Origin of the sequence: Pseudomonas sp. EYE_354, assembly GCF_023148575.1 — a bacterium.
Classification (GTDB): Bacteria; Pseudomonadota; Gammaproteobacteria; order Pseudomonadales; family Pseudomonadaceae; genus Aquipseudomonas.
In genome coordinates this window covers 1-14,031 of the sequence record NZ_JAHXNQ010000019.1, presented here as the reverse complement: position 1 = coordinate 14,031, position 14,031 = coordinate 1, and the positions used below count along the sequence as shown (strand labels likewise).

Genomic DNA, 14,031 nt, shown 5'->3' with positions numbered 1-14,031 from the left:
CCACCAAAACAACAACAAGGAGACTGCCATGAACGCTATCAGCCTGGAACACACCGAACGGGTGTGGTTGAACGCTTACCTGCCCGGCGTCCCGGCAGACATCGATGCCGCCATCGAGGACTACCCATCGTTACGCGAAGTGTTCGTGGAACACCTGGAAAAATTCCGCGAGCGTGTGGCCTATGTCAGCATCGGCACCGAAATGAGCTACGCCGACTGGCACGTCCAGGGCATCGCGTTTGCCGCCTGGCTGCAAGGCCAGGGCGTACAGCCGGGCGACCGTGTGGCGTTGATGATGCCCAACTGCCTGCAGTACCCGATCTGCCTGTTGGGTACGATCCTGGCCGGCGCGGTGGTGGTCAACGTCAACCCGCTGTACACCGCCCACGAACTCAAACACCTGCTCAAGGACAGTGGCGCCGAGACCGTGGTGATCTTCGAAAACTTCGCCCACACCCTGGAAAAGGCTGTGGCCGGCAGCAGCGTCAAGCGCGTGGTGGTGGCGGCCATCGGTGACTTGCTCGGTGCCTTCAAGGGCGCCGCGATGAACTTCATCCTGCGCCACGTGCAAAAGCAGGTGCCGGCGTTTCACCTGCCTGGCGCGGTGCGCTTCAATCAGGTGCTCAAGCAGGGGCGCGCGCTGAACCACCTGCCGGTGAGCATGGCGCTGGATGACCTGGCCTTCCTGCAATACACCGGCGGCACCACCGGTGATGCCAAGGGCGTGATGCTCAGCCACCGTAATATCATCGCCAACCTGCTGCAGGCCAAGGCCTGGGTCGGTGACCAACTGGACCAGGACAAGCAGGAAACCAACGTCACCCTGTTGCCGCTGTATCACATTTTTTCGCTGACGGTGAACTGCCTGATGTTCATGTGCCTGGGCGGGCGCAACATCCTCATCGCCAACCCACGGGACGTGAAACGGGTGCAGATGATCCTGCGCAAGGAGCGCTTCAACGGCATTGCCGGGGTCAACACCCTGTTCAACGGGCTGCTGGAAAATAAGGACTTCTGCGCACGAGACTTCTCGGACCTGCGCATGGTCATCGCCGGCGGCATGGCCACCCACACTGCCGTGGCCAAGCGTTGGAAGGAGGTGACCGGGCTTCCGATCATCGAAGGCTACGGCCTCACCGAGTGCTCGCCGGTGGTGAGCATCAGCCCCATCGATATCGCCCGCATGCGTGAGATGGACTTCACCGGCAGCATCGGCGTGCCACTGCCCTCGACCTGGGTGCGGTTTGTGCGCGAGGACGGTGGATTGGCTGACATCGGTGAGCCAGGCGAACTGCAAGTACGCGGGCCGCAGGTGATGCAGGGCTACTGGAAACGCCCGCAGGCCACCGCCGAAGTGCTGGATGCCGAGGGCTGGTTGTCCACCGGGGATATCGGTGTGATGGACGAGCGCGGGTACATCCGCCTGGTCGACCGCAAGAAAGACATGATTCTGGTGTCGGGCTTCAACGTGTACCCCAATGAAATCGAAGACGTGGTGGCGCTGCACCCAGGCGTGGCCGAGGTGGCGGCGATTGGGGTGGAGGATGGCGTGACCGGCGAGAGGGTCAAGATCATCGTCGTGCGCAAAGACCCGAGCCTGACCCAGGAGCAGATCCTCGCCCATTGCCGCGAGTACCTGACGGGCTACAAAGTGCCCAGGTATGTGGAGTTTCGCAGCACCGAACTGCCTAAAACGACGGTGGGTAAAGTGCTGCGCCGGGCCTTACGCTGATGTGAAACAACAGGGTTTGGCGTGTTAACTCATACTTCTTCTATTTTCACCCAGCGCTCTTCACGGGCGGCCACGCGAATCGCTGTCGCCAGCCGCTCCACTGCCCATGCGCCGTCAAAGTCAGTGCCATCGGCACCTCTGCCCGCCACGGCCATGATCAATTCCTGCACCTCCAGTGTTTTCAACTCGTTGTAACCCAACTGATGGCCCGCCGCCGGGCTGAACGCGGCGTAGCCGGGCAGGGCGGGGCCGGCCAGCAGCCGCTGGAAGCCGTCTTGGCCGACACGGCACAGGCGCAGTTCGTTTAAACGCTCCTGATCGAAGGCCAGGGTGCCTTTTGTCCCACTGATCTCGAAACCCAGGTGGTTCTTGTAGCCGTGCTTGAGCCAACTGCTGCTGATCGTGCCGCGCGCGCCGTTGGCGAAACGCAGCAGTGCATGCACCTGGTCATCCACCGCGATGGTTTTGACGTCGTTGCCGCCTTTAACGGCAGGGCGCTGGACATGTACGGTCTGGGTATCGGCGCACACGCTGACCACATCCCCCACCAGATAACGCGCCATCGACAGCAGGTGGCTGCCCAGATCGGCCAACGCGCCACCGGCGTGGGCCACTTCACAGCGCCATGACCACGGCGACGTTGGGTCAGCCATAAAATCCTCGCTGAATTCACCCTGGAAACTGATGATTTCACCGAGTTCGCCGCCTGCAATCATTTGCCGCGCCAGGGTGATCATGGGGTTGTGCTGGTAGTTGTAGCCCACCCGGGTGACCACGCCGGCAGCGCTGGCGGCGCGGCGCATGGCGTCGGCCTGTTCCAGACTGACCGCCAGGGGTTTTTCGCAATACACCGCTTTCCCCGCCGCGATCGCGGCCATGGCCATGGGGTAGTGCAAGTGATTGGGCGTGGTGATGGCCACCACATCGACCTTCGGGTCGTCGACCAATGCTTGCCAGTCACCATGGGCTGCGGCAAAGCCCCAGGCCGCGGCGCAGCGTTTGGCCCGCTCGGTATCGGCATCGGCCAGGGCGGCCAGCTTGAGGTGTACCGGCAGTTCGAAAACCGCCCGTGCATTGTTGAAGGCCAGGGCGTGGGCGCGGCCCATGAAGCCTGTGCCGATCAAACCGATTCCGAGTTCACGCATAGCCGTGGTCCTTTGGATTATTGTTTTTAAGGTGCCTATTAGTGGAATAAAAATTCTCTAAACTCAATAGATGGAATAAAAATTCATTGCGCGCCCGGCAATCAGCCTGGCGAATACGGCTATATTCACCACATGGCCAAACGCCGCCAGTTAACAAAAGATAACGTAGCGCCGATTGTCAGACGATTCGAAAGCCCGATAGGATGGCCCCTGCTTCCTCCAGGCGCTCTAGATTGCAGGTTTCAGAGCCCGGGAAGGCGAGACGACCTAACAAAAAATAATAAATGGGAGAAGGTCTATGAGTGAGCCTGTCATGGGTTGGGTTGTTTGCCGCCCACGCGCCGCACGCCGGGTTGCGTTGCTGGCCACAGCGCTCTCGTTGCTGGCGGGGGCTGTGTTGTCGACACCTGTGCTGGCAGCCAGCGATACCGCCGCGCAGCCGGTGTTTGCGATTGAATCCCCCAAGGCCGCCAAAGGCCTGATGATCGATGTGGTCCACGCGGGCAAGCGCCTGGTGGCGGTCGGTGATCGCGGGCATGTCCTCTATTCCGATGACCAGGGCAGCACCTGGAAACAAGCCAAGGTCCCCACCCGACAGTTGCTCACCGCCGTGTTTTTTGTCGATGACAAGCAGGGCTGGGCCGTGGGCCATGACGCGCAGATCCTCGCCAGCACCGATGGCGGCGCCACCTGGGTCCAGCAATACCAAGACCTCAAGCGCGAAGCGCCCTTGCTCGATGTATGGTTCAACGACGCCAGCCACGGCCTGGCCGTAGGCGCCTACGGTGCGCTGATCGAAACCACCGACGGCGGCAAAACCTGGGAAGACGTCAGCGACCGCCTCGACAACGAGGACCAGTTCCACCTCAACGCCATCGCCCATATCAAGGACGCCGGCCTGTTTATCGTCGGGGAGCAGGGCAGCATGTTCCGCTCCAGCGACGAGGGCCAGACCTGGGAAAAACTCGAAGGCCCTTATGAAGGCTCGCTGTTCGGGGTGATCAGCACCGCACAACCGCACACCCTGTTGGCCTATGGCCTGCGCGGCAACCTGTACCGTTCGACCGATTTTGGCAGCACCTGGGAGCAGGTCGAATTGACTGCCGCGCGTGGCGCCCTGGAATTCGGCTTGTCCGGGGCCACCTTGTTGGAGGATGGCTCCATTGTGGTCGTCGGCAACGGCGGCAGCGTGGTGGTCAGCCACGACGACGGCCAGACCTTCGCCGTGTTCAACCGCCCGGACCGTATTTCACTGTCGGCGGTCACCGCGGCAGGCAATGGCAACTTGATTCTGGTCGGGCAGGGCGGTGTTCGTGTCGCCGCGCCGACCGGCGCCGAACCGACAAAACAATAAGAAGGCGGGGAAAGAATGAGCAGTCATCACAACGATAAAGCAACCTTTCTTGAGCGCCTGATCTTCAACAATCGCCCGGCAGTCATCGTCATCTGCCTGCTGGTGAGCGTGTTCCTGTTCTGGCAGGCGACCTTGATTCGCCCGTCCACCAGCTTTGAAAAAATGATCCCCCTGAAACACCCCTTCATCGAAAAAATGATGGAGCACCGCAACGACCTGGCCAACCTGGGCAACACGGTGCGCATCTCGGTGGAGGCCAAGGACGGCGACATCTTCACCAAGGCGTACATGGAGACCCTGCGTCAGATCAACGACGAGGTGTTTTATATCTCCGGCGTCGACCGCTCGGGCCTCAAGTCGCTGTGGAGCCCCAGCGTACGCTGGACCGAAGTGACCGAAGAAGGCTTCGCCGGGGGCGAAGTCATCCCGCAGAGCTACAACGGCTCGGCGCAAAGCCTCGACCAGTTGCGCAACAACGTGCTCAAGTCCGGCCAGGTCGGGCGTCTGGTCTCCAACGACTTCAAATCGAGCATCGTCGATATCCCGCTGCTGGAGTCTTACCCGGACCCGCAGGACCAGGGCAAGTTGCTGGCCCTGGACTACCGCAAGTTCTCCCATGAACTGGAAGAAAAAATTCGCGACAAGTTCGAAGCCCAGAACCCCAACGTCAAGATCCACATCGTCGGCTTTGCCAAGAAGGTCGGTGACCTGATCGACGGCCTGGTGATGGTGGTGCTGTTCTTCGGTATCGCGTTCGTCATCACCCTGGTGCTGCTGTTGTGGTTCACCAACTGCCTGCGCAGCACCATCGCGGTGTTGAGCACCACGCTGGTGGCGGTGGTCTGGCAACTGGGGCTGATGCACTTCTTCGGCTTCGGGCTCGATCCCTATTCGATGCTGGTGCCGTTCCTGATCTTCGCCATCGGGATTTCCCACGGCGTGCAGAAGATCAACGGGATCGCCCTGCAATCGAGCGAAGCCGATAACGCACTGACGGCAGCGCGGCGCACCTTCCGGCAACTGTTCCTGCCGGGGATGATCGCGATCCTGGCGGATGCGGTGGGCTTCATTACCCTGCTGATCATCGACATCGGCGTGATCCGCGAACTGGCCATCGGCGCGTCCATCGGCGTGGCGGTGATCGTGTTCACCAACCTGATCCTGCTACCGGTGGCGATTTCCTATGTCGGTATCAGCAAACGAGCCATCGCTAAAAGCAAGGAAGATGCACACCGCGAGCATCCGTTCTGGCGCCTGCTGTCCAAATTTGCCAGCGCGAAAGTCGCGCCGGTCTCGATCCTGCTGGCGCTGGTCGCTTTTGGCGGCGGCCTTTGGTACAGCCAGAACCTCAAGATCGGCGACCTCGACCAGGGCGCGCCGGAACTGCGCCCGGACTCGCGCTACAACAAAGACAACAACTTCATCATCAGCAACTACTCCACCAGCTCCGACGTATTGGTGGTGATGGTCAAGACCAAGGCCGAAGGCTGTTCGCGGTATGAGGCCATGGCGCCCATCGACCAGTTGATGTGGAAGATGCAGAACACTGAAGGCGTGCAGTCGGCGATCTCGCTGGTGACCGTGTCCAAACAGATGATCAAGGGCATGAACGAGGGCAACCTGAAATGGGAAACCCTGTCGCGTAACCCGGACGTACTGAACAACTCCATCGCCCGCGCCGATGGCCTGTACAACAACAATTGCTCGCTGGCGCCGGTGCTGGTGTTCCTCAACGACCACAAGGCCGAGACCCTCGACCGCGCGGTGCATGCGGTGCAGGACTTCGCCAGGGAGAACAACAAGGACGGCCTGGAATTCATCCTCGCCGCCGGCAACGCCGGGATCGAAGCGGCCACCAACGAGGTGATCAAGGAGTCCGAGCTGACCATCCTGATCCTGGTGTACCTGTGTGTGGCGACCATGTGCATGATCACCTTCCGCTCGTGGGCGGCGACCTTGTGCATCGTGCTGCCGCTGGTGCTCACCTCGGTGCTGGGCAACGCGCTGATGGCGTTCATGGGCATCGGCGTCAAGGTTGCGACCTTGCCGGTGGTGGCGCTGGGCGTGGGAATTGGCGTGGACTACGGCATCTACATCTACAGCCGCCTGGAAAGCTTCCTGCGTGCCGGCCTGCCGTTGCAGGAAGCCTATTACCAGACGCTCAAGTCCACCGGTAAGGCAGTGCTGTTCACCGGTCTGTGCCTGGCCATCGGCGTGTGCACCTGGATTTTTTCGGCGATCAAGTTCCAGGCCGACATGGGCCTGATGCTGACCTTCATGCTCCTGTGGAACATGTTCGGCGCGTTGTGGCTGTTGCCGGCGCTGGCGCGGTTCCTGATCAAACCCGAGAAGCTCGCGGGGCAAAAGGGCAATTCGTTGTTTGCCCACTGACGCGCAAGCGTCGCCGCCCAAACGCCCGACCTGACCGTCGGGCGTTTTTGTTTCCACGGTTACCCACCCGCGCTCAAGGCGCCAATGGCAGGAACCAACGTTCGGCCAGGGCTTTACCGAGCATCCCACGGTGCACAGCCACCACCGCCTGCGGGCTTTGGGCGTTATCCAGCAGGGTGTAATAGCTTTGCCGACGCTGGGCGGCGGTCTTGAGGTGCGCCACGCTGTAGTCGGCTTTGGGGGTGTGTGCGGTGCCGTAGTGAAAGTGCGCGTACCACAGCGGATAGCCCCGGCGATCATTGATCGCATATTCCTGGATAAAGTCTTTGCGCGCGCCGGTCAGCGCAATGCGCTCGCCCAGCATGGCGACCTGCACCAGGCCCTGATCGAATAAAAATTGCAGGTTGCCGCTGGTCGGTGGCAGCTCAAGGCTCAGCGCCGTGCGCAGTTCGTGGCCTTTGCGGGTCAGGCGCGCCACCCCTTGGCGCAGGTCCTCAAGCAGGCGCTGGTCGGCCGCCAGTCTTGCCTCTGCGGGCTGCGCCCCAAGCGCCTGGTCGAGTGCCTGGGCGGCGTTGTCGAGGCGAGTGGCCTCGTTGCTCATCAATTCCTCGATTTCCTGCGGGTGGCGGCACAGTGCTTTGTAACGCTCGGCGCCTTGCAGGTGGCCTTCCAATTGTGTGAGCAGCTTGCGCGCCTTGCCCTTGAGTTCGTTCAAGGGCCTCGCGGCGGCTGGCGGTTCCGGTGTGCGCACCATGCGCACTTCATCCCACAGGTCCTCTTCGCGGCGTGAGTAGGTGGCGATGACCTGGTTGTTGTCCTCCGAACGCACCTCCACCACATCAATTGGCAGGCTGCTGCCGGCGGGCGCCAGATCGCCGATGAGCATCGCGCCGCTGCGAGTTCTGATGAGTTTTTTCTGCGCTCGGCCCGCCCTGATCTTGGGGCGTTTCGGCGGTTTTCTGACGGTTTGCGCGGCGGGTTTGACTTCATTGGCCAACTGTTGCGTGGCGTCTTCGTAGAGTTTTTCGACAAGGGTGTACAGCGCATTGAAGTGGCCGCTTTCCAGTTCCTCGGCATTGACCTCGCGCAGCCCCTGCAAGCCATCCAGCGCCTGTCCGTAACGCTCCACCAGGCTCTCCAGGGTTTCACGGCGCTCCACCGCCGTCAGCTCCAGGGTCTTGAGTTCGGAGTGGGAGCGTACGTGCACGCTCAAAGGGTCGACGATCGCGTTGAGGCCGTCCATCAGGTCCAGCGCCGCGTCCTTGATGCTCAATACCCGCAGGGCCAGCAATTGCAGCTTTACCACGCCGAGGGTGCTGAGTTCGTTTTCCGGGCGGTCGCGGGTCAGGCGCTCGAACACCGCCACGCCTTCCGGACCCTGCTCATACAAAGCCGCCAGTTGGCGGTCCCTGAGTTCAAGGTTGCGCAGGCTGCGCTCATTGATCTGCGCCAGTTCCTTGATAAACGCCAGGTAGCTGACGTAGTGCTCCATGATCACCTGCCGCAACGACAGGCCACCCCCGATAAAGCGGCGATTGCTGGCGTAGAGCTGCTCGCGGTCCTGCTCAGCGCGCACCACGGCTTTGCGGGCATTGTTGAGGGTGTTTTCCCGCAAGGCCAGCACGGTGTCGGCGCTCAGTGCAATACCGTGTTCGATACGTTCATCGAGTGTGTCCAGCAGTTGTTGGAACACGCGGGTCTGGCGCTCCAGGGCGGTGTCGAACTGACGCTGCAGGCCGGCGCGCTGTTGAGCGGTGAAGCGAGGGTCCTGCGCGGCTTTTTCCATCACGCTTTGCGAGACGTCCGCCGCGCGCTGCAGTGCCACTTGCTGGGCCAGGAAGTCGTTGTACTGATCGGTCAGTTGGATCTTGCGCTGGGCCTTGCGCTGGCGCTGCGCGGCCACACGTTTGAGCGGCATGCCGCCGCGCAGGCGCAGGGTGAGGTCGAGATCCCAGCGACCTTGATCGTCGGCCTTTACATAGGGACCCAGGTTGCGGCTGTCGAGCGGGTCGACGATGAGCACATTGCCGTCTTCCAGCAGGTTGACCCGGTAGAGCTGCCGTTCAATCAACACGTGCCACCGGTTGTCCAGCACGTATAAGCCTCTTCGCGGGCCATTGAGGACTGGCGACGGCAGGGTCGGCGGACGCGGCACTTGCAATCGTGCCAGCCGTGCCTTTTGCGTGGCCGTGAGTCGGCGCCGGGCACTGGCGAAGTCCAGTTCCAGGGCGGAACTGCGCTCACCGGGAAATTCGCCGGGCATCACCACCACGCCTTCGGTAACCGTCGGTGCCTTGGGGCGCGGCCACTGTTGCGGCAAGCGGCGCGGTGCGGGCATGCGCAGGGCCTGTTTCTTGACTTTTAAGGCCAAGGGGGTGGCGCTCTCCACGCCCGGCACCAGCTCACCCAGCACATTCGCCAGGTTCATTAACACATCGGCGGCCGCCAGTTCCCGCGTGGTCGGATCGGCGCTGCCAAGCATCGGCACGTCGCGCTGCAGGCTCGCCGTTAGCGCCAGCAGCCACGCGGTGAGCAGGGCGGGGCCGCGCAACAGCGGCAGCAGCAGGGTGTTAAACAGCACGCCACCGATCTCCAGCATCGCCGCCCAGCGGCTGCTTCGGGTCGACATCGATTGGTGGGTGGCCTGGTCGACCAGTGCCCGTGCGTTGCTGCCATAGAGGTACTCCATCACTTGCCCGTTAAGCAGGTATTGCAATAGCTCGTTGCTCGCGCCGTCGTTGGCCAGCCGCGCGGGTGGCGGGGCCAGGAGGTTGGAGAACTCATCGCCCTGGCCGAAGCGCACGTAATGCGGGTGCAGGAAGCCGCCGTTGTCATAGATCGGGCGCGCCTCGTCGCTGAGCCAGGTCAATACGCTGGTCTGCAGCGGCCCAGGCTGCGCGATGGCGTTCAGCAGGGCCGCGCGCGTGGGGAACTCACACAAGGCGTCGGGATACAACGGGCGGTAAAGCAGGTGTGGGCCCTGGCTGTTATCCAGTGGTTCGATGATGAACATGTTGGCGACCACATCCGGCACGGCTTCAGCTTTGCGTAACAGCGCCAGGCAACGAATCACCACCGTGTGTTCATCCACCCGGCGTTCGGCGGCGCCAGGCTCGACCAGCGCCGCGACGTAGCGTGCACCGGTCGCGCCTATCGCGTCTTGTTGCTGCAGGTGCAGTTCCAGCGCCTGTAACGGCAGTTGGTGGCGCATCTGTTCGGCGAACAATCGCATGCGCGCCTCGACGGCCGGGGCGTCGCCGAGCAATTGTTGCTTGAGAAACTCGGGATAGTGCCGGCCAATGTTGACGGTTTCGATCAGGCCGTTGGTGCCGGTCACGAAGTCGGCGGTCAGCCAGTCGGGCAGGTCCAGGCCGTCACGATGGGCCAGGGTCAAGGTGCCGCGCGGCCGGCCCACCAGGTTCTTCAGTGCCAGTTCCGTGAGACTCATGTGGGTGATTTCGACGATGCCGGGGGCGCCGGGATAGCCCGCGTACTCGGTGAAGGTGAGCGTGATTTTATCGGGGTCGTAATGCTCCGGCGACATGGGCGTCGCCCCGGCGGGGAGCGTCCGTTGTTCTTCGCTGCGCAGGGCCTGGCGCAGCCTGTCCAGGGTGAAGGCTTGAATGTCGGTAATGTCACTGAGAAAGGTGCGACCCTTGTTGAGGATCTTGCAGGCGGCCAGCCCCATGCTGTGCTGGCGGTAAGCCTGTTGCTGGGTTGGCGAGGCGCGCTGCAGCCAGTCGGGCAGTTGCGGGCGCAGCAGATGCTCGAACTGCGGCTCGCCGCCCGCAGGCGTGTCGATCAAGTACTGCGCCGGGTCGCTGAGTTCAGCATGCAGCGCCCGCAGCGTCGTCAGCCCCAGCGTGCAGGGCAGGCGCAGCGCCTCAAGGCTTTTGAGTTGGCGATTGAGGATCAGCGCGGCCTGCTGGTCGAACACATCACCCTGGATCTCGTAACGGCGCCAGCTCAGCGTATCGATACGGTAATCGTCGGCCAGTTGCGCGCCCCAGTACTGGCCGAACGCATCAACCGAGGGAAAGTGCTCGACACGCCCGCCGGGTTTGCACAGCAGCACGATCACCTGGGTATCGACCGTGCGCACCAACAGCAGGTGCGAACCGAGCAGCACCGAGTCTCCCATATCGCTGTGCAAGGTGGTCTCCAGAGCATAGGCGTGGGTCTGCGCCAGTCCATGGCGGGCCATGCGTTGATCGCCGTCGGGGCAGTTGATCACCTGTTGCAGGGTGTCGCGTTCAAGATCGGTCAAGTCCGCTTGTTTCAACACGCTGATTTGCAGGCTGTCCAGCAACAGGGTGCTGAGTCGCCGCCAGCGGCTGTGGGACGCCTCGTCGTTTTCATTCCAGTAATCGCTCAATGCGTTTTGCAGGGCGATGGGCACCGACCATGGCAGCTCCCGGATCAGCGTAATGATCCGCTGCATCTCCAACGGTGTGCCCGCCGCGCTGTTCAGGCGCCGGGGCGGTTGCCCGGACAGGAAGGCGGCACGCAAATCCAGCTCATTGACGGGAAGGGGGGTGCCGCTGGCCAGGTAATTGAGCACGTGTGTCATAAGCGGCTCAAAGCGCCAGCCGCCGGAGGCCTCCGGGGTGGCCAGTTGGATCTTGGCAAGGTCCAGATTCAGGCCCGGATAGGCGTCGGTCAGCATTGCGGTCAACAGGTTTTGCACCACGGTGTCAAAGCGCGGGCGACTGGCGAACAGCGCGCTGATGGTGTTGGCCACGCTGGGCAAGGGTGTCGGCATATTGGGGCTCCAGGTTAACTAGTCGGGCATCGCAGCGATGCGCGGTTACTTAACGCTGATCCGGCGAGCGAGGAGAGGTAGCCGGCTACCTCAAGGCCCAAGGCCGCAGTGGGTGCGCGAACCAAACTCGCCTATCATGGGAACTTTCCCCCTTAGATGACTGACTAGTAATGACTGCAGACAACCTGATCGCCGTCCTCGAAACCAGCGATATGCTCCTGATTGACGGCCTGCACGCTTTCGAGTTTCAGCTCGACCAGCAACTGCTGATCACTGCCATGGACGGCCGCGCTGAAAAACGCTGGTGTTTCAGCCTGGAGCAGGTGCAGGCCGCGATTTTCGATAGCACCTTGCAAAGCTGGACTTTGACCGGTGAATCGGGCGAGCACCGCTTGATCTGCATGAGTGCCTTTACCGGCAACAATAACGACGAGGACCACGCCGATGATGATGCGTAAATTCTGGCCCCTGCTGATGGCAGGCAGTGTCGGTGCGATGTCGGTACAGGCCGCACCGGCCGACATCCATGAGTTGCTGGTGGGCAGCTACACCGCCGGCACCAGCGAAGGCATCTACCGCCTGCAGTTCGACAGCCGCACCGGCCAGTTCCAGAGCCAGCCGGTACTGGCGGCACAGGCGGCCAACCCGTCGTGGCTGACGGTCTCCAAAGACCAGACACACTTGTTTGTGGTCAACGAGAATGGTCCCGGCCAGAAAGACGCCGTCGGCCGCGTGAGCAGCTATAGCATCGACCCCAAGACGCACCAGTTGACCTTGATCAACCAGGTGCAAAGCCTGGGCAACGAGCCGACCCATTCCAGCCTTGCTGCTGATGGGCGCTACCTGTTCGTGGCCAACTATTCGGTCCTCGAAGATCCGGGCGGCAGCCTGGCGATCCTGCCGGTGGACGCCAGCGGCAAGCTGTCACCGCCCGTGCAGTTGAGCGGGCACCCGGCCAGCCGTGTGAACCCTGAGCGCCAGGCCTCCAACCACGTGCATTCGGTGGTGTCGTCGCCGGATGGCAAGTACGTATTTGTGCAGGACCTGGGGGCCGACAAAGTATTTGCCTACCGCTACGACCCCAAGGCCAACCACGAACAACCACTGACCCCGGCAGACCCGGCCTCGGTGCAACTGCCGCCGGGCAGCGGCCCGCGTCACCTGTTGTTCAGCGCTGACGGCAAACATGCGTGGCTGACCACCGAGATGAGCGCCCAGGTGGCGGTGTTCGATTACCGCGACGGCAAGCTGACCCAGACCCAGTTGGTGGACTATGCCGTCGGCCAACCGGTGTCGGACAAAGCCGGCGCGGCGCTGCATGCGTCAAGCGATGGCAAGTTTCTCTACGTGAGCAACCGCGGCACGGCCAACCATATCCTGGTGTTCAGCATTGACCCGGCCACGGCGCACCTCAAGCAAGTGCAGCAGCGCTCGGTGGAAGGCGACCACCCCCGCGAATTCGCCCTGGACCCCAGCGGCAAATTCCTGCTGATTGCCAACCAGAAAAGCAATGAAATCGTGGTGGTCGAGCGTGATCCCAAGACCGGCCTGCTGGGTAAAACCGTGCAGACATTGGCCATCGATGCCCCCAGCGACCTCAAGTTCCTGGTGCGTCAATAAGCCACAGGCCCCGCAACACGGGGCCTGAGTCTTTGTATTAATTGTATTAATAGCGGCTACTGTTTCAAAGCATTTCTAAGGTGTCACCCTCGGGCGTAAGTTCGGTTCCAAGGCCTTCACCGGCCACCCAACCAAACGCACACGAGGGTTACCGACATGAACTTCAATCTCTTCTCCGTTATCGCTGCTTCCGCCGTTTCCGCCACGGTGGCCTTGCCCGCTGCAGTCAGTGTGGAAGTCAGTGGCAAACGTTCCAGCACCAGCGCCTACACCCAGAAATACTTGCAGCAAAGCGCCAACTTCTATGCCGCCCTGGATCACAAAACCCAGCACTGAGCTTCAGGCCGCAGTCAGCCGCCGGCACATTCGGCCAAAGATCGATGACTACCTTGATTTACCGGCCTATCGGACCTGTGGGTGCGAATACGGAAGCGTCTTTCTTGTAAAGTCGAATCTTCCGACATTAATCACCGATAACCAATCTTTACTCTTTGGGCTTTCGCAGCTCAGGGATTGGAGACATGGCTTCCAGCGTTTCACCAAGCGTTTTTTTCGACCATACCCGCCACATTTTGTGGGTCCGCAACCTGGCGGCCCAGCTCGATGTCCTGGCCTTCGACGGCCAGGAGCACCTGAGTCAGCCGTTCCTTTATCGGGTGGAGTTCACCAGCACCGAATGTGACCTGGCCGCCGACAGTCTGCTCGGCCAGGACGCCAGTTTCAGCCTGCACGCCGCGCCCCGAACGCTGCCGCTGTTTAGCCTGAACCCGCCGCCGATCAAACCGCTGCGTACGCTGTATGGCGTGGTCACGGGCTTCAAACGCCTGTCCGGGTCCAACGATCAGGCTGTCTACGAGATTACCTTGCAGCCGCGTCTGGCCCTGCTCGACCGTGGCCGGCAGTTCCGTATCTACCAGCATCAGTCGGTGCCTGAAATCGTCGAGAGCATTCTGCGCGGTCGTCACGACCTGGAAGGCCAGGACTTTTTCTTCAGATTGGCATGCGAACACCCCAAGCGTGAACAGGT

Annotated in this window: 9 protein-coding genes; 7 read left to right on the top strand and 2 right to left on the bottom strand. The window is 61.8% G+C overall.

Going from position 1 to position 14,031, the window contains the following annotated elements:
* The first annotated feature begins 28 nt into the window (after positions 1–28).
* The gene (locus KZX66_RS22510; RefSeq protein ID WP_248083442.1) at positions 29–1,732 is read left to right on the top strand and encodes an AMP-binding protein; all 1,704 of its coding nucleotides are present in this window, start codon (positions 29–31) and stop codon (positions 1,730–1,732) included.
* 29 nt (positions 1,733–1,761) lie between these two features.
* Here KZX66_RS22510 and KZX66_RS22505 read toward each other — a convergent pair whose 3' ends face one another.
* A complete protein-coding gene (locus KZX66_RS22505; RefSeq protein WP_248083441.1) occupies positions 1,762–2,877 on the bottom strand; it encodes a Gfo/Idh/MocA family oxidoreductase in 1,116 nt (371 codons plus the stop codon).
* 313 nt (positions 2,878–3,190) lie between these two features.
* Here KZX66_RS22505 and KZX66_RS22500 point away from each other — a divergent pair, with 313 nt between their 5' ends.
* Entirely contained in the window at positions 3,191–4,231 is a 1,041-nt protein-coding gene (locus KZX66_RS22500; RefSeq protein WP_248083541.1) for a YCF48-related protein, read from the top strand.
* A gap of 15 nt (positions 4,232–4,246) precedes the next feature.
* Positions 4,247–6,622 carry an RND family transporter gene (locus KZX66_RS22495; protein ID WP_248083440.1) on the top strand — a complete coding sequence of 792 codons (2,376 nt, stop codon included), beginning with the start codon at positions 4,247–4,249 and terminating at the stop codon, positions 6,620–6,622.
* Positions 6,623–6,695: 73 nt separating this feature from the next.
* On the opposite strand, the gene KZX66_RS22490 is transcribed toward KZX66_RS22495, so the two are convergent.
* Positions 6,696–11,384, bottom strand: coding sequence for a hypothetical protein (locus KZX66_RS22490; RefSeq protein WP_248083439.1), 4,689 nt, complete (start codon positions 11,382–11,384; stop codon positions 6,696–6,698).
* 170 nt (positions 11,385–11,554) lie between these two features.
* Between KZX66_RS22490 and KZX66_RS22485 the strand changes: the two genes are divergently transcribed.
* The 4 genes from KZX66_RS22485 to KZX66_RS22470 all read left to right on the top strand — a co-directional run.
* A complete protein-coding gene (locus tag KZX66_RS22485; protein WP_248083438.1) occupies positions 11,555–11,842 on the top strand; it encodes a DUF5629 family protein in 288 nt (95 codons plus the stop codon).
* Positions 11,829–13,004: a lactonase family protein gene (locus tag KZX66_RS22480; RefSeq protein ID WP_248083437.1), complete on the top strand. Its 1,176-nt coding sequence runs from the start codon at positions 11,829–11,831 to the stop codon at positions 13,002–13,004. Before KZX66_RS22485 ends, KZX66_RS22480 begins: the two co-directional genes overlap by 14 nt.
* A gap of 156 nt (positions 13,005–13,160) precedes the next feature.
* A complete protein-coding gene (locus KZX66_RS22475) occupies positions 13,161–13,340 on the top strand; it encodes a hypothetical protein (protein ID WP_248083436.1) in 180 nt (59 codons plus the stop codon).
* A 185-nt stretch (positions 13,341–13,525) separates the two neighbouring features.
* Positions 13,526–14,031, top strand: a 506-nt coding sequence (locus KZX66_RS22470; protein ID WP_248083435.1) for a contractile injection system protein, VgrG/Pvc8 family, incomplete at its 3' end; no start/stop codon positions are given.